The organism is Lactiplantibacillus paraxiangfangensis (assembly GCF_036246185.1).
Lineage (GTDB): Bacteria > Bacillota > Bacilli > Lactobacillales > Lactobacillaceae > Lactiplantibacillus > Lactiplantibacillus paraxiangfangensis.
The window spans coordinates 62,956-86,566 of record NZ_BTPW01000014.1 but is presented as its reverse complement, the minus strand read 5'-3'; the positions used below and the strand labels follow the sequence as shown (position 1 = coordinate 86,566).

Genomic DNA, 23,611 nt, shown 5'->3' with positions numbered 1-23,611 from the left:
ATTCAAATCTAGAAACACGTAAACCACAATGGTTTACGCATCTAAAAGACTGGTTTACTCAAGAACAGTTAATCTTAAAGGGCTTAGAACTGGATCCAATTTTTCAACATACTTACTTTACAGCGCACGCTTTAGTGGATGCGTTAAGAACCAGAGATTACCAACGTTTCATCGAAGCTTTAAGTAGAACTGACAAAGTCAGTTCACAGCTTGAAACAACCATTAAAACCTATCGTAAACATCTGTCTCTAATTAAAAACATGATGGCAAGTACCTACTCCAATGGCCCTTTAGAGGGCGTTAATCGCAAAATAAAGCAAATCAAACGGACGGCGTACGGGTACAAAAATTGGTCGCGTTTTTACACACGAATTCGGATTGAATTTACAATTCAGAACAAAAAAAGGAAACCAATTCGAAAATGAATTGGTTTCCTCATAAAGTTCCTCATCAACAGCCGTTGACAAAGAGCCTTTAATCATCATTCAATGATCAAATAACACCCGTTCAATATGATTAGTCTTCGTCTGGGAAGTTAGCGGCTTCGTATACTTCTGATACGTCGTCGTTATCTTCTAATTCGTCAATCATATGGTGTAGTTTTTCAACTTTATCTTCCGGAACGTCGGTCAAGTTTTCAGGAATCATGGTTAATTCAGCCGTTTCCAACTTGTAACCCTTTTCCTCTAAAGCATCCCGAACTTCGGCCAACTGCTTAGCGTCGGTGTAAATTTCAAATGCTTCGTCGCTAGACTGTAAGTCATCGCCACCGGCATCTAAAACATCCATTAACATCGTGTCTTCATCCGTGTCTAAATCTTCACGAGCAATCACGATGTAACCCTTACGCTCGAACATGTAGCTAACCGCACCCGTTGCAGCTAACGCACCACCATGGTGAGTAAATGCTGAACGAACGGCAGCAGCAGTCCGGTTCTTGTTGTCAGTCAATGCGTGAACCAGAACGGCGATACCACCAGGGCCGTAGCCTTCGTAGGTAACTTCTTCGTAGTTTTCCGCACCGGAGCCACTACCTTTATCAACCGCCCGTTTAATATTGTCTTTAGGCATGTTGGCAGCTTTAGCCTTATCCATTACTAACCGCAATCCTGCGTTAGAATCTGGATCAGGACCCCCGGCTTTAACAGCCATATATAGTTCACGAGAGATTTTTTGGAAAATCTTCCCACGTTTAGCATCTTGAGCGTTTTTACGCCCTTGAATGTTATGCCACTTTGAATGTCCTGACATTGTGACTCCTTCTTTCTTAAATTAATATCGATTTATGTTTAAACATACGCATAGTATAATAACAAAAAAATCAAGCGATTTCAAGGTCTAGACCCGAGTCACTTGCTTTAATTGTACAAGTGATTTGGAAAGCTTTTGACCACCTTTCCACTTACGTCAACTTGACGTTTTTAACTTAGTAGTCTGTATTTCGTCTGGCCTAACTAATTTCAATCATCTTTGCGCCCAGTTTCTTCATATAGTTATCATCTTCCTTGACATAATATTTTAAGGTCGTTTGCATATCCGAATGCCCAGCAATACGACGCACATCATCGATAGACAAGTTAGGATTGCTAGCATAATTTGTCAGTGCAGTCGCTCTAATTTTATGGAAATTAATTCGTTGTCTGACCGCACCTGAAGCAATTAGCTTATGGTTTAGTTCATTCCACCAACGATCAGCAATATTGGCACTGTAGTAGCAACCTTCATATATTGCTTGACGACTGGTTGTCTTAGGATGGCAAAATACGAAATCATACTCTTGACCATTCCCCATTACCCATTGCTTGTGCGTAGTTTGTTCTTTCAGTTCTAGTAATGCTTGCTTTAAATCCGGTGTGACTGGGACAATCCGTCCCTTACCATTTTTAGTCCCAATAGTAATCAATCCGGATTGGTCATCAGCGTTGTCCTTTTTGTTATCAACCCATCCATGTGACAATTTAATGTAAGGATTCTCGCCTAAATGAACTTCGTCCCAAGTCAAACCAATAATTTCACCCCGACGCATACCTGTTTTAAAAGCGGTCAGTAGTAACACCCGTTTAGTAATATTTTTCTCCTGATTAAGCATATCTAACGTTGCAGCAAACTCTTTCTTAGTCAATGCAATAACATGATGTTTCTCGTTTCGTTTGCGTTTCTCAGTCTTCGTTTCTAGACGCACCGTTTGGTTTGGATTTAGTAACACAAAGCCTCGCTCAATTGCGTAATTGAACACTGAACTGACTGCTTGCTTATACCGCGCCCGAACACTGTAGCTTTTATGGTAATCGCGCATAAGTTCTTCCATTAAAGCCTGGCAATCATTTAAAGTAATCTTATCCACCGCTAGACTTGCAAACCATTCAAAACGTTTTTCAGTCGCTAGCTTAACTACTTTACTTGCCACGTGCTTAAAGCTAGCAGGACTTGCAAAATAATCAGTTTTAGCAACTGAATACCACGGTCCATCTTTGACACCCAGTTCTGCAAAGGTTGGTACTACTTCTTTGTGAACAGCTTCCACGTCATATAATTCAGCCTTAACCTTGGCTGACCATTCTTCCCATTCCTTAGTAGCCTGCGCCTTATTCAAATCTTCATATACCCATTTACGGCGATTAACCAGACAACTATGACTGTTGTTAAAACGGATTTTAAACAACAGGCCACCTTTGAACCCCTTAATCACACCACTAGTTGTCTTACCAATCCATACCTTTCCTTCACGGGTCATTTTTGCTACTTTAGCTGCTTTCATCATAACCAATTACCTGCCTTTGCTTCATTGTTGTGTCCAATGTAACTCTCATTTTTTTGTTCGTCGTCTAACTTCTCATCAATTCTTATCACCTTTTGTTATTGCACGTAATCACCGCTGATTTGGATCAAAAAAGCTATCGTTAGTAGTAAAAAGACACCACCAATTGGCGATGCCAATGACTCTCCACCTAACATATTAGTCATATTTAATTATTGTAATTGGTCATCTATATAATTATTAATCGGTCACTTTATTGCTTTCTTAGAAATCGCCATCTAGTCTGAAACACTGTCAAGCCGGCCCTCATAGGTAATCCCTAACCCTGAACTCCATGGTAACTAAGAACACACCCTATTCGAATCGTATGGCACTTGTCCGGCCATGTGTCGCCTCTTGGTATCGGTCTGGAATAATTATACTAAAGAGTTCTGAAACGCCTGTGTGGCGCTCTGTCGGGGGTGTCAACTTAACAGAAATAATCTTAGCAATTGACCGGCCTAAATCCTAAGGGAAAAAGTGTTGGGCTAAAAAAATCAATGTTTAACAGCAAGATAATTAGTTTGATCTAAACAATGTATTCCAACCGGTCATCACTTGTTCGTGTGAATTTCTTTATTTTATTCTTGAATGGGGAATTCTAAGGTAAAACAAAAAGCACCCCATTGCTGGATTGCCCCTCGCTTGAAACTTAATTAGATGGTGCTACTCGGTTCGGTATCCTTAGAAGCCCATCTCTACTGCTACATAATATGCTCCTGGATTTGTTGGGTCTTCTGCTAATCCAATACCAATTGTAGATGCACTTACATTAATTAAGTCGTTCCAATGGGAATCTGACTTGAACCCATAAATTAAATCCACCGCTGGATTTTCATTATACCCACTTGTCATGGTTAAATCTTCAGTCATATAATAACTATCTGCCCCATATTGCTTTGCTAAGACATTACCTGCATCCACCCCATTAAAGTAATGGTCATACTCAGTCCCTAATTGAACTGCTCGAACATTTGCTACCTTAGTCAAGGCTCCATCTACTTTCAATGGAACAAATCCTAATTTAACCCGTTCATTATTCAAAGTAGTCACCGCTTGACTGGCTACTTGCGCTGGGTCTAATTTGCCTTCTGGTAATGAACTTGATGAACTTCCTGAAGTCGCTGAACTGCTACCTTGGATTGTGGAGCTTCCTGTTTGACTGTTTGAACTTGATTTATTAACTTTGGTTAGGTACCCATTCCAAGTCCAACCTTGCTGTTTAGTCCCTGGGTTAGTCACATAGTAATACCTGTAAGCTTTCCCCTTTTTGTAAATGGTACGTTTTTGGCTAACTGTATACTTTACATTACCAGCTAACTTAGTCCCTTGGCTGAATCTAACATACTTGGTTGAGCCAGCTACCTTGTAAAACTTGCCTAGCTTTTTGGCCTGGTAAGTACCACTAAAACTTGTAACCTTGCTAGACTGATAGTTCTTACCAGCCTTCAAATATTTATGCCAGACCCAACCTTTAGCGCCATTTTTATTATTTCGGACATAGTAATATAAATACTTTTTACCATGCTTAGTAATCGTGGTTTTCTTGGTACGTGTCCAAGTAGTTGTCTTGTAATTGGATAGCTTATGATTGTGCTTTAAAACTAAATGCTTAGCACTCCCCTTGAACTTATAAGTGCGACCTTTGTTACTAGTCGAATAATATGATTTAGCGCTTACCAGCACTTCTTTGGAGCGTGAAATCTTTCCACTGGCTTGTGCCGTGGTTGGATAAAACACGCTTGCCACTGGCACAACTACAGTCAGTGCAACTACCCCTAATTTCGTTTCAAACTTCATTTCTAATGTGTCCCCTTTTTAGATCAAAACCAAAGCTCGGATTAATGGTCAGCAATCAATTACCTTGTTAGAAAGATTTACGCAACCATGAAACACTCTTTTTCACACAACAACTTAAAAGCCGAACTCAACCGCCACATAATATCCTCCCGGTTCGTCCGTAATCTCAGTCAATGCAATTCCAACCTTAGTGAAGCTCGGATTCATTAAATCACCCCAATGGGCATCCCCTTGAAAACCTTCAATTAAGTCCGTAGCCGTATCTAAATTTGTCGCATGTGATGAGGAAACTGCAATCAAATCCTCCGTCGCATAGTAACTATCATAGATACCGTATTCCTTAGCTAAAACTGAACTCGCATTAGTTCCTTTGTACGAGTGATTAAATTCAACATTCATTTGTGGTCCACGTGCAGCAGCTATCTTTTGCAATGTATCGTCAGAAACTACTGGATTAAGTCCACGCTTGGCGCGATCCCGATTCAAAACTTTAATGGCATCAGAAACAACCACTTTAGCGTTATATACTTCATTGGCATCGTTGGAAGCTGTATTAGCCGTGCCACTTTTTCCGTACTTGGTTAGATAACTACTCCAAACCCAGCCTTTTTGCTTAGTGGTCTTATTGGTCACATAATAATACTTGTAAGCTTTGCGTTTCTTATAGATCGTACGTTTCTTGCTAGCTGTGTATTTCACGTTATTCGCTAACTTGCTACCATGGCTCAGCTTGATATATTTCTTAGAACCAGTTATTTTGTAAAGTTTTCCTGACTTTTTACGCTGATAAGTCCCTTTAAAGTTGGTAACTTTACTAGATTGGTAATTCTTGCCGGCCTGCAGATGCACATTCCAGACCCAGCCCTTGGCGTTATTCTTTGTATTAGTGACGTAGTAATACAAATACTTCTGACCGTGTCTAGTCAGGGTCGTTTTGGCTGTGCTGACCCACGTCGTCTTCTTATAATTAGCCAGTTTATGGTTATGTTTTAACACTAAGTGCTTCGCGTTGCCTTTGAACACGTAAGTCCAGCCTTTGGAACCCATGGAATAATAATTTTCAGCCTTCACCTTAGTGATTTTATTCCGCTTATAAGCGGAACTGGCCGTTGCATTTGTCGGTTGCGCCAAAACGCTACCACCCAACACAGTAACTGCTACTAGGGCTGCCGATGTAAACTTTGTGGATTTTTTCATAGTCATTTATCCCGCCTACTTAAAGTAATCCCGCATCATCATCTGAGCGCTTCCAACTTTACGTAGTTGCTTTTTAGTCATTAGTTTAAAGCCTTTTTCACTAACCTTTTTGGGCTTAATCCATTCATTATAGAGCTGGAATTTATTCGCGTTAAGCCGGTGAAAGCCCTTACCGACATAAATCTTAGGAATTTTATAGGTTGATTTACCAGTCCGCTGAATCGTCAATGTTCCCTTACCTTTGGCTAACCCGTACTTTTTCATAGCCTTACTTAACTTTGGCGTTACGGTAAACGTCATTTTGCTGCCCTTAACCTTCTGGTGCTTAATCTTATAATTAATGACATTAATTGATGGCCCTGATCCTTCAGCAATCTTCAAGTTTTTCTTCGATGTTTGAGTGAACAATAATACACCGGTGCTTTGGTGCATCCCCTTCGTTTTAGCCAGCATCTTATTTTTATTTCTCAATACTGATTTGCTAATCTTGTACGTCTTTGCACTGGCAACCGTTGGTGTAGCCGTTACCGCTAACGAACTGACTGTCATGACTGATAAAGCAATGAGCCCTACTTGACTTAATTTCATAATTTTTCCTCCAAAATAACGATTTCAAAATCGTTTATTAAAATAATTATATATCAACAATCAATCGTTGACGCTTTATTTTTAAAATGCCCATTTCATCATCAAAAATGACACAAAAAGACGACATGGTTATAACAACCACACCGTCTTAAACAATTTTGAAATTTAATTACCAGCATCATGTGACAAACATCCGCCAGCTATGAGGCTTAATTATCTTAGTTACGGTTTCAAATAAGCGTAGCCCTGCTCCTGTAACTCAACTAGCCGCACCACTCCCGCCGGCACGATGGTCACGCCCGTTGGTAAGTCCGCCGCTGCCAGCTGATGACTCCGCATCGCATTTTGACAGGCGTCGACTTCAACTTGGGGCAGCTCGGTCAACAAAGCATCCCACGCCCCCGTGGTTAACGTCGCAATGGCCGGACCATTGACCACGATCACCAGCGTACTAGTGGGGCGCAACGCCAAAAAGTTGCGACTATTACTGATTGCCATGGCTACCTTTTGCGGCTCATCTACGTGAATAACGACGTTACTCATGCGACCGCTCCCCCTCAATCACACGGGTCTCCATGTCACGTAAGTAGTGATAACTGCTGAGCATGTTCGCACAAGTCGCGTCCGTCTCGTCAGGAACTTCATAGATCATCGTTGCGTGTGGATTTAACACTGGTAACACCCGCTGCCAGTCAATCAATCCCCGTCCAAGGGGTAAGCTATCATGTTGCTGACCAAGTGAATCAACTAAATGATAATGCTGAATCAACGGCACCAACCGTTTTAACGCTAGCATTGTCAGTTCCATGTCGCCATGCAACCCAATAAAGACGTGACTCAAATCGCAAACTAATGGAAAGTGGTGTTGGATCAACTGTTCATCCAACTGCGGGTCGCCGTACATGAAACTAGGGGTAATCCCATTTTCAATCATCACGTGCCCGTTGGCCTGCCGCACAAGTTCGTCTAAGCGACTCAGAACCACCGTCCGGGCGGCCGCAACTGATGGGTACTGGTCTAATAGTTCGGTGCCACCGTAGCCCCCATGTACCAAAATTTTGACGTCTAAGTCATTCGCCAAATCCAATAATTGGTCGGTAGAAGCATGTAAAAATTGATAAGCTTCTGGCTGCCGTTTAGGATCAAGTAATTGGTCCAAATGGATCCCCTGATAGCTCATCGGGTGGTGTACGATCACCTTTTCCGTCACGTTCGCCAAAACAAATTTCACAGCCGCTTTCAACGCTTTTAACCGTTCGGGTTGAAAATCCGCCGAGCTGGTGAAAAACTCAAACACCTCCGGGCGGTACTGTAATCGATTCATTAACTGTGCCGGCTGTGCGGACGCTTTTAACCCTAACTGAACTTTTCCGGGGCGCGCCGGTAATACTAATTTCGCCATCTAAGCCATCCTCTCTGTGGTTACTGAACAAAAAAGGTTCAGAACCGAAGTTCTAAACCTAGTATAACGCTAAGTTGTGACTTACCGCCGTGAAGCCGGTCAACCTACCGTCATGATTCAATTATTCTGCGGCCTTAGTCGAAGCACGGCGCACAATCCCATATGGTAATGTGACCGTTTTTTCTTCTAATTCCTTATCGTTCATCAACTTAGTTAACATCCGCATCGCTACGGCACCAATATCATAGAGTGGTTGCGTAATGGATGTGATGGCTGGGCGAGTAATCTGAGTCACGATCGTGTTGTTACTTGTAATAACTTCCAAGTCGTTAGGCACGTCGATACCAGATTCCATGCTAGCATTGATGATTCCGGCAGCCATTTCGTCGTCACCAACGAACACTGCGGTAGCACCACTATCCGCAATAACGGGTTGTAACTTGATCCCGGCATCGTAAGAATAGCCTGCTTCGTAAACCAGTGAGTCGTCATAAGGTAACTTAGCTTTGTTCAAAGCGCGCTTATAACCCTTCAACCGGTATTCAGCGTTGATTGATTGGCTCAATGAACCTAAAGCCAACGCAATCTTCTTGTGACCACGTTTGATCAAGTTCGTCACTGCTTCTTCAACTGCGGCGGCGTAATCAATGTTGACACTTGGCGTATCACCTTCGGGGTCAACCGTACCAGCTAAAACAACTGGTGCCTTAGCGCGTTTGAATTCGGCCCGTAGCTTATCATCGATGTGGTTACCCATGAAGATCACCCCATCAACTTGCTTAGCCATCAAGGTGTTTAACACGTTGACTTCTTGTTCGCCGGCATCGTCGGAGTTGGTCAAAATGATGTTGTATTTATACATCATCGCAATGTCATCAATCCCCCGTGCTAATGAAGCAAAGTAAATATTCGTTACGTCGGGAATAATTACCCCAACCGTCGTTGAACGTTTACTTGCAAGGCCCCGGGCAACCGCGTTTGGCCGGTAGTCTAAGCGTTCGATAACCGCCAAAACCTTTTTCCGAGTGGCTGGCTTAACGTTAGGATTCCCATTGACGACCCGTGAAACTGTCGCCATTGAGACGGCGGCTTCCCGTGCCACGTCATAAATTGTTACTGTCTGTTTTTCCATATAAAATAGCCCTTTCTTAGCTGATATGATATGTTTTCATTCGTTTTCATGCAACATCAACCAATATAGCAAAATAATGGTCTTGATGCAACTTAAGATACTAATTGAAATCGCTTTCATGAAAATAATACCTTACTTGTTTTCAAAAATCAAGATTTTACAACGAAGATAATATTATTTTCAGCTCATTTTTCTCAGCTTTTTTTAAGAAACAGCGCTATACTTGATTATATTAATCAAGTAACTAAATTTTGAGGAGTGATTGAAGTGGCAGATTACACCAAGCTGCAACAAGTTCGTCAATGGACTGTGGATAACCACGTCGACGTAACTTACGTCAGCAATTTTCACACGATTTCCTATTTAACCGGATTTGAGAGCAACCCGTACGAACGGACCCTCGCATTATTTATTTTTGCGGATTCGGAACCGTTCCTGTTTGCCCCCGCCCTAGAAGTTGAAGCAATCAAAGAAATGGGCTGGCCTTACAAAGTCTTTGGCTACCTTGACCACGAAGATCCTTACGCTTTAATTGCGGACCATATTCACGACCAATTAACTGATCCTAAAGTCTGGGCCTTAGAAGAAGGCCAATTGACCTTAGACCGTTTCTCAGCCTTGAAGGACCAATTCCCAGCTGCGCACTTTGATAAGGACCTTTCTCCTTACATTCAGCAACTGCGCTTAGTTAAAACGCCCGACGAATTAAAATTACTCAACGTCGCCGGCGAATGGGCTGACTTTGCATTCGAACACGGCTTTGCTGCGGTGAAGGCTGGTCGGACGGAACAACAAATTGCCGCCGAACTTCAATACGCCTTAATGCAAAAAGGCATCATGGAAATGAGCTTTGGGACCTTGGTACAAGCTGGCGAACACGCTGCTAATCCACACGGTGCCACTAATGAAACCCAAGTTAAACCTAATGAATTAGTACTATTCGACCTTGGTGTCATGTACAAGGGTTACGCCTCTGACGCTTCTCGGACCGTGGCTTACGGTCAACCAACTGACAAACAAAAAGAAATTTATAACGTTTGTCTTGAAGCCCAATTAACGGCTCAATCCGCTGTTAAACCAGGCATGGCTGCCGAAGACGTCGACAAGCTTGCTCGCGACGTCATTACCAAAGCCGGCTACGGCGAATACTTCATTCACCGTTTAGGCCATGGGATTGGTCAAACTGATCACGAATTCCCATCCATTATGGCTGGTAACCACATGCCATTAGTTGAAGGCATGTGCTTCTCCATCGAACCCGGAATTTACATTCCAGGGGTTGCTGGTGTCCGGATCGAAGACTGTGGGGTCGTCACTAAGGAAGGCTTCAAGCCATTCACCCACACATCTAAAGATCTCAAAATTTTAGACCTTTAATTTTTAAAAATAAGACTAAATTCAAAAGTCGTTCAGAAATATTTCTGAACGGCTTTTTCTGTTTATTGCGGTTGAAACGTGTGCCAAAAGGCAATTTGTTCCGCTTAACCCGGCGTCAGCGACCATTCCAAACCCAGGAATAATCACTGACGCCACGTTAATGCTCACAAACTCCCCGCCTTTTGTCACACTCTTATGGTAAATCGTTCCCCGCAGCAAAGTAGACGTCGTACCATTCCTGCTTCGTCAAGTCGACGTCGGTACCCGCAATACTTTCTTGTAAATGTTGCGGATTCATTGAACCTAAAATAACTTGCATGTGTGCCGGATGCCGTAAAATCCACGCCGTTGCGATAGCGTTCTTCGTCACGTGGTACTTATCCGCAAGTGCTTGTAACTCAGCGTTTAGCTCTGGAAACTTCGGGTTATCAATGAAGGTCCCCTCAAACATCCCGTATTGGTAAGGTGACCAAGCTTGAATCATCATGTGATGCAACCGTGAATATTCAATAATTTCCCCATCATGATTGATACTTGGCGTATCTTGCATATTCGTGTGTAAGCCAAATTGGATGGGTCCCGTGTGCATGACGCCAAATTGAAGTTGATTGATCATGAGCTTCTGGCTTAATGCGGATTGAACTAGTTCCACTTGCATCGGATTAAAGTTGGAAACGCCAAAATGGCGAACTTTTCCGGCTGCTTGTAATTCATCAAAAGCGGCCGCAACTTCTTCCGGTTCCATCAAAGCGTCCGGACGGTGTAGTAGGAATGAATCTAAGTAATCGATTTGCATCCGCTGCAAAATACCATCGACGGCTTCAATCAAGTGTTGCTTAGAAAAATCGTAACGCTGACCAAAGACTAGTTCACCGCTACTCTTCTTAGGGTCTAAGACAATGCCACCCTTTGATTGAATAAAGAAATCATCCCGTTTTAAGCCAGACTTTTTAAAGGCTTGTCCAAAAATCTTTTCGGACTCACCGTTACCATAAATATCGGCGCCATCGATAAAATTAACCCCTTGTTCATGGACCGTATTCAAAATATTAGCCGCCTGATCAGTATCTAGCCGCACCATCCGCATGATGCCTAAAGCAACAGCTGAGACTTCCTTATTAGTCGCACCTAATTTCACTTGTTTCATACTGTGAAACCTCCTTATTTATCGGAAATCAGCGTTTTAAAGAAACATTAAACGCTAGGAATTCCGTCATCATTTCTAGGATAGTTCTTAGAGCCGACTCTAAGTCAAGAAAAATGCCGATTTTTTACAAAAAGCTAGTCAAGTTTGTGTACAGTCATAACAAGCTTCCACATATCGGCCATTTTACCGGTAACTATTTATAACCACATAAAAAAGACTGGCCAAACACCAGTCTTTTTTCTCGAACTTATTTAGCAGGTTGGTCATCATCTGCCGCACTAGTTGCTTCACTGTTCGCTTCACTAGTGGCTTCGTCTGCTTCTTTTTCTTCTGCACTCGTTGGTGTTTCAGTCGCTTTTTCAGCTTCTGCATCACCAAAGGCGGCCGCACTATCAATGACAATGTCATCATCGTCGCCTTGGTCATCTTCAACCTTGGCCAATTCAGACCGTAAACTGTCCGTTGCTTGGTCTAAGCTGGAACTGAAGCTACCACCGTCAGTTTCTTTAGCAGCCTGGTATTGATCAGCAAAGTCGCTGACCTTTTCCTTAGCGTCTTCGAAGTGCTTGCTAGCTTCAACTTTAAAGTCTTCCGCAGCATCGTTGGCGTAAAAAGCGTAATCGATTGCACGATCTTTAAAATCAGCTAACCCTTGTTGGGCCTTTGCTTTCAATTCAGCCTTTTTTTCAGCATCCATCTTGTTAGCGATGGTCGCAATCACTGCGCCACCGACTGCTAAACCAAATAAGAATCCTTTTTTCGACATATTAAGACTCCTCACTATCATTATTATCGTTATTCTTGGAACGACGATTTCGGTAGACATCGAAGGCGGCCTTACCAACCTTGCTTGCACTCGCGAACTTACTGCGTTTTTCGTTCGTCTTGCCCAACTTAGACGTCAATTCCCGGGTCGCGTTGTTCAAATCAGAAACACTTTGACCTAAATCGCCCATTGCCTGAAATGCAGGATCAATGGTTGCGACTTTTCCGTTCACGTCCTTCAATAACTCGTTTGCATTGGACATGATTTGTTCACTTTGGTGTGATAAAGCATCAACGTCGTCCGTAATCGCATTCAAGCTTCGGTTGACTTCCCCCATGGTTTTTGTAATCCGCATTAGGAAAATCCCGATGAAGATGACTAAAAGCAAAAACGCAATGGCGGCAATGATCCCCGCAATATGTGTAATCATTAAAAAATTCCTCCTTCAACTGCCTTTAACATTAGAACAAGCATAGCATTGTCTCAATTATACTGCAATTAAAAAAGTGCTTACAACCACGTGAGAAGCGTGTTTGTACCGAGTTTGCTTGCTAACGATTTGTTATCAGCGTCTATCGATACAATTATTTTTAAATTACCCACTTTATTAGGCAAATAGTGTCACGCTAATCGATGATCCTCCCGCCTACAATCCTTGCAAATACGATTGTTAGTTGACTGTCCGTTAACCGCTCCATAAATTCCACCAAGTAAATTTGGTTAGACTGCCAAAGTCTGCTAAACTTATGAACAGACAATTTATTTTGAAGGTGAATACATGTTTTCTCCAGTTGCACTGACCATCGACACGCCAACCAAGCAAGTCTCCGTCTGGGTCAAGCTTGCCCAGAAGATTGACTGGCAACAAATCATTATCGACATCGGTGGTAAGATTATTGAAATTGTTTTATTCGTACTGCTATTTTGGGTGATCGACCGTCTCGGTAAGCGGCTCGTCCACCACCTCTTTTTATCTAACGCCAGTACTAGTGATACGGCCAATAACCGGATTTCCACCATTTTTACGCTGACCCTCAACATTTACCACTACATCATTATGTTCTTCGGAATCTACGCCGTTCTGTCCGTTTTGGGCGTTCCCGTTGGTACTCTGATTGCCTCCGCCGGGATCTTTAGTGTGGCGTTAGGATTAGGTGCCCAAGGATTCGTGAGTGATATCGTCACCGGGTTCTTTATTTTACTAGAAGACCAGATCGACGTCGGGGATTCAGTCAAGATTGAATCGATTGAAGGAACGGTCACGGCAATCGGGCTCCGGACCACCCAAGTGACGAGTCCGGATGGGACCTTAAACTTCATTCCCAACCGGAAGATTCTCATCATTAGCAACCAGTCCCGTAACGACATGCGCGTCTTAATCGACCTTTACATCGAGCCACACACCGCCATTAAAACGTTGACGGATGCCGTTCAGTCGACCAATACGACGCTAGTTCCCCAGTACCCCGATATTATCGGTGAACCAGATATTCAGGGGGTAACTACGCAAAGCGACGGCACCCTCGTCTTTCGAGTTCAGTTCTACGTCAAAAACGGGATGCAATATACGATTCAGCGGGACTTTTTAGCTGCCTACCTCGCAGCTGCCAAGGCGGCCGGAATCAACTTACCTTCACCCCGGTTAAACTTAAATCACTAATGTTTAACAATTTGCTCCCCTAAAAAATGGGTTTAAACCAAACTAAAAAGCCGTTCAGAAATATTTTCTGAACGGCTTTTTGCTATTACTATGGTTGAAACGTGTGATAAAAGGCAATTCGCTCCGCTTAACCCGGTATCAGCGGCCATTCCAAACCCAGGAATAATCACTGATGCAACGTTAATGCTCATAAACTAACCGCCCATTTGTCACAGGTTTATTTTCTTAAACTGTTACGATGCGTCAAGTATCCCGTCATCGCGTCAACCCCGCTCATAATCGCATCAGTATGCGGTACCATGCTTTCGGAGTGTAACGAGTAAGGACTGTCGACACCCAACCAGAACATGGTGCCAGGAATTTGATGGATTAGGAATCCAAAGTCTTCCCCGGTCATGGCCGGCTGCGTTTCGATGAAGTTGACATCGTCAGCAGTTTGCATGTAATCCATAAAGTCAGCCGTAATGGCATCGTTATTCTCAACTGGGTAGTAACCACCCTGGTTGAGCTTCAAATCAATGTTGCAGTCATAGGCCAGTGCGACCCCTTCAGTAATCGTGCGCACCCGTTTCTGGATGTGCTCGTTCATTTCCTGAGTCAGCGCCCGAATGGTCCCGTCAATTTGGGCTTCGCCCGCAATGACGTTTCCAATCGTCCCAGCCGTAAAGTGACCTAACGTGACCACCCCACTCTGAATTGGATCAACGTTTCTGGACACAATGGTCTGTAACTGTTGAACCAACGCAGCTCCGGCGACGACCATGTCGTTCGCCTGGTGTGGATACGCCGCATGACCACTCTTACCATTTAAATGGGCGTGAATTTCACAAGTCCCAGCAAACAGCGTGCCCATCCGACACCCAATCGCCCCAGTTGGCAGATTAGGATTATCGTGGAAGGCAAAAATCTCGTCTGGCATCCATTCAGCGTCCAACGCGCCACTTTCATAAAGGCGTTTGCCCCCCGAAGCATTCTCTTCGGCGGGTTGGAACATGAAAATCATGTCCGTTGTTGGTTGATGTTCTGCAAAGTAGCTCAGAATACCTAGCGCAACTGACATGTGAATGTCGTGACCACACGCATGCATCTTGCCCGGATGGGTGGACGCAAACGGCAAGCCAGTCTTTTCTGTGACTGGTAAGCCGTCAATGTCGGTCCGGTAACCAATCCGGTAATCATGCTTGATCCCGCTGACCTTGACTAAGATCGCCGTATCAAGTGATGGGATCTTCTTGATAGTCAAATAGTCTTGCGGCATTTTCGCAATGATCGATAACAAGTACGCCTGCGTCTCGTGTTCTTCCAAACCGAGTTCGGGAATCTGATGTAGGTGTTGATAAATCGGAATTAATTCGGTTTCCCGTAATGCCATTATCTATCCCTCCACGTTTAAAGATTCCGTAATTCACTCATTAATTCAGTCTTGCTCTTCGTTTTATCATCAATGTCTTTTAACTTACGTGCGGGTACGCCACCCACAACGGTATTAGGTTCAACGTCACTGATAACAATGGCACCAGCCGCAACAACGGCCCCTTTACCAACGTGGACGCCTTCCAATACGGCTGCGTTTGCACCGATTAAAACGTCGTCATCAATTTGAACAGGTTTAGCCGAAGGTGGTTCTACCACGCCAGCTAACACAGTCCCAGCACCAATGTGACAGTTTTTACCAACGATGGCACGGCCACCTAAGATTGCGCCCATGTCGATCATCGAACCAGCACCGATTTCGGCACCAATATTGATAACGGCACCCATCATGACAACGGCATTGTCGCCAATTAAGACTTGGTCACGAATAATCGCACCGGGTTCGATCCGGGCGTTGTATTGCTTTAAGTCCGCCATTGGAACGGCTGAGTTACGCGCATCGTTTTCTAATTCATAATCTTCGATGTGGTCAGCGTTAGCCTTTAAAAATGGTTCAACGTCGGCCCAATCACCGAATAATACACCTGCGTTACCACTGAAAAAGGTTTTAATGCCAGCTGGAACATCCAGTTGATCAAGTTGACCCTTCACGTAAACTTTAACGGGCGTTTTTTTCTTGGCACTGCCAATGTAGTTAATAATTGATTGTGCATCTAATTTTGCCATATGGGGACCCTCCATAATTTTCATTTAGACTTTTCGCTAGTGGAAAAATCCTTTTCAATCATATCATATTGTTTCCCAATTTCATGGGTTAAAAAGTTAAAACTCTTCATGTATTCGCGCCGGGTCACGATTCCCTTGAACAAGCCATCTTTGTCAACGACCGGAACAAACGGATTATCGATCATCAGGTGTAGCGTTGCCTCAACATCATCGACGTTGGGTACCGTCTTAACCTGCGTTTCCATCACGTCACTGACCCGCTTTTCCATTAGGACCTCAACGTTTAGCTGGTCAAATCCTAACATCTGTTCCGTAATCAACGGTAGCGAGATCAACCCTTCAAAGTGGCCCGCATGGTCAAGGACCGGAATCTTAGAATACTTGATCTTCGTTAACACCAAAAACGCGTGGTAAAGATTATTATCAGTTTGGACGTTGGCAACAATGTCAGCCGGAATCAGGTAATGGTCAGCATTGCGTGACAATAAGTCCGCAACTGGTTGGATTAACATTTAGACACCCCTTCTCGTCACTGCATCACAGTCCTATTTTACCCGAAAATGGACTCGATTTGAGGAGGAATCCCCGAATTTTTATTAATCTTTTAATGGCTAAAGTGGAATTTCAATTCAGGGACGGCGTGTTGCTGCCGATCGTAGTATTGAACGTCCACCGCGTCGGCACTCGTCGTCACAATGGCGTACGTCCCACCGATGCGTGTGAATTCACCCCGGGGAAAACTGATACTGCCGGGATTAAGCATCAAAATGCCGTCATGCCGTTCGACGCCTAATTGATGCGTGTGTCCAAAGAATGCGAGCTGCGCGTGATTGGCTTGCGCGTTAGCCAACAAGTGGTCCAGTCCCATGTTAACCCCGACTAAGTGGCCGTGAGTCATGTAGACCGGCACGCCCTTGATGGTTGGGTGCACTGCTTCAGGTAATTGGCCATCAAAGTCCATATTGCCCCGCACCACGTACATTTTGTCAAAAACGGCATCATCGTGTTGTAGCTCTGAATCACCACAATGGAAAAAGGCGTCGACCTTGCCTTCGTAATGAGCTAATAGTTGAACCAAAATATCGCGATCGCCATGGCTATCGCTAACCACTAAACATTGCATTATTGCACCCACCATTCATCAAATTTTTCCATCAATTTACGCAACGCGTCCCCGCGATGACTAATGGCATTCTTTTGTTCTGGCGTCAGTTCCGCCAATGACTTCTGGTACTGTTCCGACCAGAACAGCGGATCATAACCGAACCCGTTGTCACCCCTGGGCGCAATTAAAATGCGACCATGTAGCTCACCATTAACGACCAACTTAGCGCCATCCGGCTTAATCGCAACCAGCGTAGTGTGAAAGGTCGCCGTCCGCTTTTCTTCCGGGACTCCGCCTAAATTAGCTAACAATTTGGCATTGTTGGCGGCATCGTTATGATCACCCGCATACCGGGCTGAGAAGACACCAGGATCACCATGTAACGCGTCGACCATCAACCCGGAATCATCCGCAATTGCTGGTAACCCGGTCGCATCGACCACTGTCTGGGCTTTCTTGGTCGCATTCTCTTCAAACGTGATCCCATTTTCCTTAATTTCTGGAATATTAGGAAAATCAGCTAACGTCTTAATCGTAATCGCATACTTTTCAAACATCGCCCCAAATTCCCGCGCTTTGTTGGGATTATTCGTTGCGACAATCAATGTTTGTGGTTTAGTCATTCTCTTCACTCCCTAAATCAATGTGGGTTGCTTTGAAATTCGGTAGTTCTAACCAGTCGGCTGCAATGGCCGTAAACTGTTCCGACGAACCCGTCGTAAAGTACTCGTCCGGATACGTCTTCTTCTCATCAGTATTAGTTAGGCCTAAGTACGTTAAAACTGAGGACACGTCGTTAACCGTCTCCGCACCGGAATCAATCAACGTGACCCCGGGCCCCATGACGTTTTGAATCAACGGCCGCAGTAGCGGGTAGTGCGTACATCCTAGTACCATCGTATCGATCGACTGGGACTTAAAATCTTTAAGCGTCTCCGCAACAACTCGCTTAGCAACTGCCGAGCGGTATTCATTTGACTCAACCAAGGGGACAAACTTAGGACACGCCTTTGAGATTACCGTCACCGACGGATCTTGCTGTAAAATTGCATCGTGATAAGCCTTACTTTTAATGGTCCCTTCAGTGGCAATGACACCGATTCGATGGCTTTTAGACGCCTTAATGGCTGCTCGTGAACCGGGTCCAATCACCCCAATGACGGGAATTGATAGTTTAGCTTTCAAATCAGGTAACGCAGCCGCCGTCGCGGTATTACATGCGATCACTAACATTTTGATATTCTTACGCAACAAAAAGTTAGCCATCTGCCAAGAAAACTCACGTACCTGTTCCGTTGGTCGTGGGCCGTACGGTAAGCGGGCCTGATCACCCACAAAGTACACCGTCTCCCGGGGAAGTTGTTTTAAGGCCTGCTTAACGACCGTTAGTCCACCAACTCCCGAATCCATGAAGCCAATTGCACGTTCATCTGACATATTCAAAATCTCCGTTCGCTGAATTCTGAAACTACATTATGTTCTTTTTTGTAAGTGATTTCAAGCCGAACCAATTGCCTCGATTTCGTAAAGTTTCTGTCGATAACTTCAAAAAATCCCGCATTTCACCGGAAACAAGGTATAATATCTATTATAAAGTGGTAACCGTACCACGATTTTTGCATGGAAAGGAACTATCATGACGAACGCCTTTTATTCTCAATTTGCGGGCAACTCGATCAAGACCTCCATTTTAAGCGTGGAGATTTTGCGTGACGCCTTATTACCAAACTTACTTGGAGACGAAAGCAGTGGGATTCTTTACTGGGCTGGTAAAGACTTGGCGCGCCAATTTCCAACTAGTTCAACTGAAGACCTGATTGCGTTCTTCGACCAAGTCGGCTGGGGACACTTGGTACTCGTAAAAGCGACGAACGACCTCATCACCTATGAATTGGTTGGTGAACCAGTCGCTCGACGTAGTGCAACCATTAAAAATCCCGATTTCATGCTTGAGACCGGATTTTTAGCCGAACAAGCTGTTCAACATTCTGGTTGTATTAGCGAAGCCAAAATTATCTTTCAAAATCGGATGCGGTTACGCATCGCCGTTACCATTGACCATCAGCAACCAATCACCAATCACGATCCTGAAACACCGATTGAGATTGTGCATCCCCGAGTAGAAGACCCAGAAGCTGACGATACATCTGAATCAGAATCTTAAAAAAAGACGACCATTTCTGGCCGTCTTTTTTGATTCCTACAAGTTGTTCACAAAAACCTTAAAGGTACTGATCAAGCTTCTGTTTAATTTGTTCTTTTGAGTGGTAGCCGACAAGGGTGTCCACAACTTCGCCATCCTTCTTGACAAGCAAGGTTGGAATACTCATAATACCAAAGCTGCTGGCCGTTTCGGGGTTCGCATCCACATCCATTTTGTTGAAGGTGACCTTGTCACCCATTTCATCAGCTAATTGTTCAACGACTGGTGATTGCATCCGACAAGGACCACACCAAGTTGCCCAGAAGTCAGTTAACGTGACGCCCGTGGCAGTATCCGTTGTAAAAGTTTTATCCGTAGTTGCTGCGACCATTTCAATCGGCCTCCTAAATAAGATTCTGTTACTATAAGTAAGTATAACCAGTTCACGCACCGAAAACAACTAATTCGTTCAGAACGAACGGTTGACCGGATACGACTGATTAGCCTATTTAAATTGCACTTCGGTTGCCCCGTTGCCACCATGGTTCGGTGCGGCAAAGTGGAACGACTTCACTTGACGATTGGTCTTCAAGTAGTCCGTGATCCCTTCACGCAGTGCACCGGTTCCCTTACCATGAACGATCGTCACGGAAGGATAACCTGCTAAGAGGGCCGCGTCAATGTAGCGATCAACTTGGGTCATCGCGTCTTCATAACGGACACCCCGCAGATCTAAGTTTGGCGAAACGTGACTTGCATTGGCACTTCGAACGATTGCGCGGGCTTGTTTCGGTTCCGCTTCCGGTTTGACACGTTCCATATCACCATCGGAAATCTTCATCTTCAAGATGCCAAGTTGGACCTCCCAAGCATGCTGCCCCATCTTTTGAACCAGCACACCCCGTTGGCCGTAAGACTTAACTAAAACATCGTCGCCTTGATGGAAATCTTGTTGGGCCTTAGCCCGTCGTAAGATGCGGTTCTTCTTCAGCTTAGGTTGTTGTTCCAGGGCATTCAAAGCCCCCTTCGCGTCAATCAGTTCATTTTCCTTAACGACACTGTGGCCACTTGCCAATTGTTTCTTGCGTAAGTCACTAATAATCGCATCGGCCTTCGTCTTACTCTTCTCCACGATGTCATTGGCTTGAACCTTGGCATCTTCGATCAACTGGTCTTTGCGTTGTTGATAGGCATTGTACTCGCTCTTCAATTCACGATGGAGTTTGTCCGAATCCGCCAGTTCTTCTTTCAAGTGAACTTGCTCATCTTCGACTTGTTTACGCTTAGCGACCAAATCAGCAATCATTGCGTTTAAGTCCTGACTGTCTGAATCGGTCAACGAACGGGCCTGGTCCACAATGCTGCGCGGAATCCCAAGCCGTTGCGCAATGTCTAACGCGTTACTACGACCAGGAATCCCAACCAACAGTTTATACGTCGGCTTCAACGTCTCTTCATCGAATTCCATGCTGGCATTGATCGTATCGGCCCGGTTGAATCCATACGCTTTTAACTCAGGGTAGTGGGTCGTTGCAACGACTTGCGTCCCCTTTGCGCCAATCGCATCCAAGATGGCGATTGCTAAGGCGGCCCCTTCTTGTGGATCGGTCCCCGCACCTAATTCATCAACTAGAACTAGGCTACGTTGGTCGATCTGCTTCAAAAAGCTTTCAATGTTTTCCATGTGTGACGAGAAGGTACTGAGGTTTTGTTCAATCGATTGTTCATCACCGATATCGGCAAAAATTTCGTTATAAATTCCGATTCGACTGCCTTCGTCGACCGGAATAAATAGGCCGGATTGGCCCATCAGTTGTAATAACCCCAACGTCTTTAAGGTAATGGTCTTCCCACCAGTATTAGGCCCGGTAATCACGATGGCCTGGTAGTCAGTCCCTAACGTAATATCGTTAGCAACGACCTTTTTGGCATCAATTAACGGGTGCCGTGCCTGTCGTAAGTAGACCTGGTTATCCGCTGAAATTTGAGGTTCAGTCGCACGCATGTCATGCGCGTACCGCGCCTTCGCGTTAATAAAATCAAAGTGGCCCAAGATAGCAGCGTTTTGAAGGATTTCATCTTGATAAGGTGAAATCAAGTTCGACAATTCCTCCAAAATCCGTTGTTCTTCCTGTTTTTCAGCAACCTGATTTTGACGCAACCGGTCATTTAACGCCATGACTGCCTGTGGCTCGATGAACAGCGTCTGACCACTGGCACTTTGGTCGTGGACGATGCCACCAAAGCGGGACCGATTTTCAGCTTTAACTGGAATAACGTACCGGTCATTTCTAATCGTGATAATTGGATCACTCAAATACTTAGCGTCACGACCACGGGTAAAATGCTCCATCTTGCTGCGGATTTCACCCTCGGTGCGGCTGATATTACTGCGGATACTGCTCAACTGTGGTGAGGCGTCATCCGTAATATGCCCATCACCTTCAATGGCCGTGGCGAGGCGTTTCGTCACGTCAGGTAACGTAACGAGTTCCTGAACTTCATCAAATAGGTGCCGAATTTCATTTTCAGGCGCATCTTCCAACAGGTCATCAAAGAACCGGGTAATTGCGCGGGTCGTCTTCAAGACACGCCCCACCTGACCCAGTTCGCTCCCATTCAGAGTTGCCCCAATCGCTAACCGTTTCATATGCGGTGCAATGTCCGCAAGGCGCGCAATCGGAATGCCACCCTTTAACCGGTAAACTTCCGCCCCGTCATTCGTTTCATCCAGGGCGAGTTGAATCGCCGCTTGGTCACTTTGCGGCTGCAATGTGTTTAACTCTTTTTGTCCGGCTGCCGAAACTAAGTACGGTGCCAGTTGTTGTTTGATTTGTTGATACTCTAATGTTTTTAATACTTTAGGATTCACTTATAACTTACCCCCGAAGCTCTGAGTCGGTAACGAAGGTTGCAAAAAAATAGATGATGCAGTTAGTTGTTAGCATCATCCGTTTGCATCTTCAATAACTCTGCTTGTTTGTCCACCTGATCTGAGATCGCATTGAAAGCGAGCAATGTCGCTACTTCTTGATCTGAGAGGTCGGGTGCTAATTTTTTTAATTGTTCAATTTGTTCGTTCATCATCCGCGTCACCGTTTGCATGTGCCGATCAGATGCCGTTCCGATGATCGTGTACGCATGACCATCAATTTCTGCTTTAAAGCGTCGTTTATTCGCAGTCATCAACATCCGCTTCCTTTCCAATAACATCTAATATTTTAGCATGATACGGGCGTTTATGCGAACCGTAGCCCCATTAGCCACGGCCCCGCTCCCGACAAAAAGGAGCCTGGGAAATCCCAGACTCCTTTTAACGACTCGCCACGTCATTATCACTATGGTCATTCCGTCTAATCACGCGTCGAGTTCAGGTCAAAACTTACTGCATGCCACCGTCATCAGCTAAGAAGGTGTTCAGTACTTGTTCAACCATATCCCATTCTTCATCGGATTCAATCAATTGTAGTTCCCCGTTGTCCCCATCATCAGGATCGAAGATGTAGGCTTGGATATCCACTTCGTCGTCCGCAGCCGCATCGGCCGGGTACAACAGAATGTATGAATGACCGAAGTCTTCCGAATCAAACGTAAATAAAATATTGAATAAAGTTTCGTTGCCTTCATCATCAACTAATGTGATCACATCGTTGTCTTTGCTTTGGTTTTGGCTCATGTTAGTTCCTCGCTATTCTTGTGTGAGTTTACCATGGCGATCTAAGTAGTTTTGCAAGATCAAACTTGCCGCTAACTTATCGATCACCTTTTTGCGCTTCTTACGTGAGACGTTGGCTTCTTCCACCAACATCCGATCGGCTTCCACCGTCGTTAAGCGCTCGTCTTCGAAATCCACTGGTAAATGGAATCGCGCTGTTAATAGGTCGCCATAATGCTTAGAAGCCTCGGCCCGTGGTCCCAACGAGTTATTCATATTCTTCGGCAACCCGAGCACAAACCCTTTTGTTTCGTGCTCTTTGACTAATTCTGCAATTCGGTCAATCCCGAATTCTTCCTCGTCTTCGTTAATCCGAACAATTTCAACACTCTGTGCAGTCCAACCGAAAATATCACTAACGGCCACACCCACTGTTCTGGAACCAACATCTAAACCCATTAACTTCATGCATTAACATCCTTATCTGCCTTCAAGTAGGACTTGACCAGCTCTTCGATAATTTCATCGCGTTGATGCTTACGAATTAAATTCCGAGCATCATTTAAACGCGGGATATACGCCGGATCCCCAGATAGCAAGTAACCTACAATCTGGTTGATCGGGTTATAACCCTTTTCTTGTAACGCTTCATAAACCGTCGTTAACGTGTCATGGACATCCTTAACGTTATCATTATCGAAGTCAAAGTACATTGTTTTGTCTAATGAACTCATATAAAGCA

The 23,611-nt window shown here is 44.5% G+C and carries 27 protein-coding genes; 4 read left to right on the top strand and 23 right to left on the bottom strand.

Annotated features, from left to right (window positions below; all coding sequences use genetic code 11):
- On the top strand, positions 1-425 hold a 425-nt coding region (locus AAA939_RS09365; RefSeq protein WP_338225954.1), incomplete at its 5' end, for a transposase.
- A gap of 91 nt (positions 426-516) precedes the next feature.
- Here the strand turns inward: AAA939_RS09365 and AAA939_RS09360 are convergent.
- The 8 genes from AAA939_RS09360 to ccpA all read right to left on the bottom strand — a co-directional run bounded on the left by AAA939_RS09360 (position 517) and on the right by ccpA (position 8,916).
- Entirely contained in the window at positions 517-1,251 is a 735-nt protein-coding gene (locus tag AAA939_RS09360) for a YebC/PmpR family DNA-binding transcriptional regulator (RefSeq protein ID WP_338209875.1), read from the bottom strand.
- Between the two features lie 199 nt (positions 1,252-1,450).
- Positions 1,451-2,761 (bottom strand): tyrosine-type recombinase/integrase, encoded by a 1,311-nt coding sequence (locus AAA939_RS09355; protein ID WP_338209876.1) that lies wholly within the window; start codon positions 2,759-2,761, stop codon positions 1,451-1,453.
- A 720-nt stretch (positions 2,762-3,481) separates the two neighbouring features.
- Complete coding sequence (locus tag AAA939_RS09350; RefSeq protein ID WP_338209878.1) at positions 3,482-4,597, bottom strand: CAP domain-containing protein; 1,116 nt, start codon at positions 4,595-4,597, stop codon at positions 3,482-3,484.
- A 114-nt stretch (positions 4,598-4,711) separates the two neighbouring features.
- Positions 4,712-5,794, bottom strand: coding sequence for a CAP domain-containing protein (locus AAA939_RS09345; protein WP_338209880.1), 1,083 nt, complete (start codon positions 5,792-5,794; stop codon positions 4,712-4,714).
- Positions 5,795-5,809: 15 nt separating this feature from the next.
- A complete protein-coding gene (locus AAA939_RS09340) occupies positions 5,810-6,382 on the bottom strand; it encodes a hypothetical protein (protein WP_338209882.1) in 573 nt (190 codons plus the stop codon).
- Between the two features lie 222 nt (positions 6,383-6,604).
- Positions 6,605-6,925, bottom strand: a complete 321-nt coding sequence (locus AAA939_RS09335; protein ID WP_338209884.1) for a DsrE family protein — start codon at positions 6,923-6,925, stop codon at positions 6,605-6,607.
- Positions 6,918-7,784: a TIM barrel protein gene (locus tag AAA939_RS09330; RefSeq protein WP_338209886.1), complete on the bottom strand. Its 867-nt coding sequence runs from the start codon at positions 7,782-7,784 to the stop codon at positions 6,918-6,920. The genes AAA939_RS09335 and AAA939_RS09330 overlap by 8 nt, the downstream gene beginning before the upstream one ends.
- Positions 7,785-7,905: 121 nt before the next feature.
- On the bottom strand, positions 7,906-8,916 hold the full coding sequence (ccpA, locus tag AAA939_RS09325; protein WP_338209888.1) for a catabolite control protein A: 1,011 nt from the start codon (positions 8,914-8,916) through the stop codon (positions 7,906-7,908).
- A 267-nt stretch (positions 8,917-9,183) separates the two neighbouring features.
- Between ccpA and AAA939_RS09320 the strand changes: the two genes are divergently transcribed.
- Positions 9,184-10,293 (top strand): M24 family metallopeptidase, encoded by a 1,110-nt coding sequence (locus AAA939_RS09320; protein WP_338209889.1) that lies wholly within the window; start codon positions 9,184-9,186, stop codon positions 10,291-10,293.
- A 193-nt stretch (positions 10,294-10,486) separates the two neighbouring features.
- On the opposite strand, the gene AAA939_RS09315 is transcribed toward AAA939_RS09320, so the two are convergent.
- From AAA939_RS09315 to AAA939_RS09305, 3 genes are all read right to left on the bottom strand, one after another.
- Positions 10,487-11,440, bottom strand: coding sequence for an aldo/keto reductase (locus tag AAA939_RS09315; RefSeq protein ID WP_338230855.1), 954 nt, complete (start codon positions 11,438-11,440; stop codon positions 10,487-10,489).
- 247 nt (positions 11,441-11,687) lie between these two features.
- Positions 11,688-12,206: a YtxH domain-containing protein gene (locus AAA939_RS09310; protein ID WP_338209893.1), complete on the bottom strand. Its 519-nt coding sequence runs from the start codon at positions 12,204-12,206 to the stop codon at positions 11,688-11,690.
- Between the two features lies 1 nt (position 12,207).
- The gene (locus AAA939_RS09305) at positions 12,208-12,636 is read right to left on the bottom strand and encodes a DUF948 domain-containing protein (protein WP_338209895.1); all 429 of its coding nucleotides are present in this window, start codon (positions 12,634-12,636) and stop codon (positions 12,208-12,210) included.
- A 348-nt stretch (positions 12,637-12,984) separates the two neighbouring features.
- On the opposite strand from AAA939_RS09305, the gene AAA939_RS09300 reads away from it, so the two are divergent.
- Complete coding sequence (locus AAA939_RS09300; RefSeq protein WP_338209897.1) at positions 12,985-13,866, top strand: mechanosensitive ion channel family protein; 882 nt, start codon at positions 12,985-12,987, stop codon at positions 13,864-13,866.
- 217 nt (positions 13,867-14,083) lie between these two features.
- On the opposite strand, the gene AAA939_RS09295 is transcribed toward AAA939_RS09300, so the two are convergent.
- The 6 genes from AAA939_RS09295 to racE form a co-directional block, all read right to left on the bottom strand.
- A complete protein-coding gene (locus AAA939_RS09295; RefSeq protein WP_338209899.1) occupies positions 14,084-15,238 on the bottom strand; it encodes an N-acetyldiaminopimelate deacetylase in 1,155 nt (384 codons plus the stop codon).
- A 17-nt stretch (positions 15,239-15,255) separates the two neighbouring features.
- A complete protein-coding gene (dapD, locus tag AAA939_RS09290; RefSeq protein ID WP_057707611.1) occupies positions 15,256-15,966 on the bottom strand; it encodes a 2,3,4,5-tetrahydropyridine-2,6-dicarboxylate N-acetyltransferase in 711 nt (236 codons plus the stop codon).
- A 20-nt stretch (positions 15,967-15,986) separates the two neighbouring features.
- The gene (cbpB, locus tag AAA939_RS09285) at positions 15,987-16,478 is read right to left on the bottom strand and encodes a cyclic-di-AMP-binding protein CbpB (protein WP_338209902.1); all 492 of its coding nucleotides are present in this window, start codon (positions 16,476-16,478) and stop codon (positions 15,987-15,989) included.
- 92 nt (positions 16,479-16,570) lie between these two features.
- Positions 16,571-17,089, bottom strand: coding sequence for a metallophosphoesterase (locus AAA939_RS09280; protein WP_338209904.1), 519 nt, complete (start codon positions 17,087-17,089; stop codon positions 16,571-16,573).
- The gene (locus AAA939_RS09275; RefSeq protein WP_338209907.1) at positions 17,089-17,694 is read right to left on the bottom strand and encodes an XTP/dITP diphosphatase; all 606 of its coding nucleotides are present in this window, start codon (positions 17,692-17,694) and stop codon (positions 17,089-17,091) included. The genes AAA939_RS09280 and AAA939_RS09275 overlap by 1 nt, the downstream gene beginning before the upstream one ends.
- Positions 17,687-18,508: a glutamate racemase gene (gene racE, locus AAA939_RS09270; protein WP_338209908.1), complete on the bottom strand. Its 822-nt coding sequence runs from the start codon at positions 18,506-18,508 to the stop codon at positions 17,687-17,689. The genes AAA939_RS09275 and racE overlap by 8 nt, the downstream gene beginning before the upstream one ends.
- 199 nt (positions 18,509-18,707) lie before the next feature.
- Between racE and AAA939_RS09265 the strand changes: the two genes are divergently transcribed.
- The gene (locus AAA939_RS09265; protein ID WP_338209910.1) at positions 18,708-19,235 is read left to right on the top strand and encodes a YslB family protein; all 528 of its coding nucleotides are present in this window, start codon (positions 18,708-18,710) and stop codon (positions 19,233-19,235) included.
- 58 nt (positions 19,236-19,293) lie between these two features.
- On the opposite strand, the gene trxA is transcribed toward AAA939_RS09265, so the two are convergent.
- The 6 genes from trxA to AAA939_RS09235 form a co-directional block, all read right to left on the bottom strand.
- Entirely contained in the window at positions 19,294-19,605 is a 312-nt protein-coding gene (trxA, locus tag AAA939_RS09260; protein WP_057707617.1) for a thioredoxin, read from the bottom strand.
- 114 nt (positions 19,606-19,719) lie between these two features.
- A complete protein-coding gene (locus AAA939_RS09255; RefSeq protein WP_338209912.1) occupies positions 19,720-22,086 on the bottom strand; it encodes an endonuclease MutS2 in 2,367 nt (788 codons plus the stop codon).
- Positions 22,087-22,148: 62 nt separating this feature from the next.
- Positions 22,149-22,400, bottom strand: coding sequence for a cell division protein ZapA (gene zapA / locus AAA939_RS09250; protein ID WP_057707619.1), 252 nt, complete (start codon positions 22,398-22,400; stop codon positions 22,149-22,151).
- A 196-nt stretch (positions 22,401-22,596) separates the two neighbouring features.
- Positions 22,597-22,890 carry a DUF1292 domain-containing protein gene (locus AAA939_RS09245; protein ID WP_338209915.1) on the bottom strand — a complete coding sequence of 98 codons (294 nt, stop codon included), beginning with the start codon at positions 22,888-22,890 and terminating at the stop codon, positions 22,597-22,599.
- 12 nt (positions 22,891-22,902) lie between these two features.
- A complete protein-coding gene (gene ruvX, locus AAA939_RS09240) occupies positions 22,903-23,337 on the bottom strand; it encodes a Holliday junction resolvase RuvX (RefSeq protein WP_338209918.1) in 435 nt (144 codons plus the stop codon).
- Complete coding sequence (locus tag AAA939_RS09235; RefSeq protein ID WP_057707622.1) at positions 23,334-23,603, bottom strand: IreB family regulatory phosphoprotein; 270 nt, start codon at positions 23,601-23,603, stop codon at positions 23,334-23,336. Before AAA939_RS09235 ends, ruvX begins: the two co-directional genes overlap by 4 nt.
- Between the last annotated feature and the right edge of the window lie 8 nt (positions 23,604-23,611).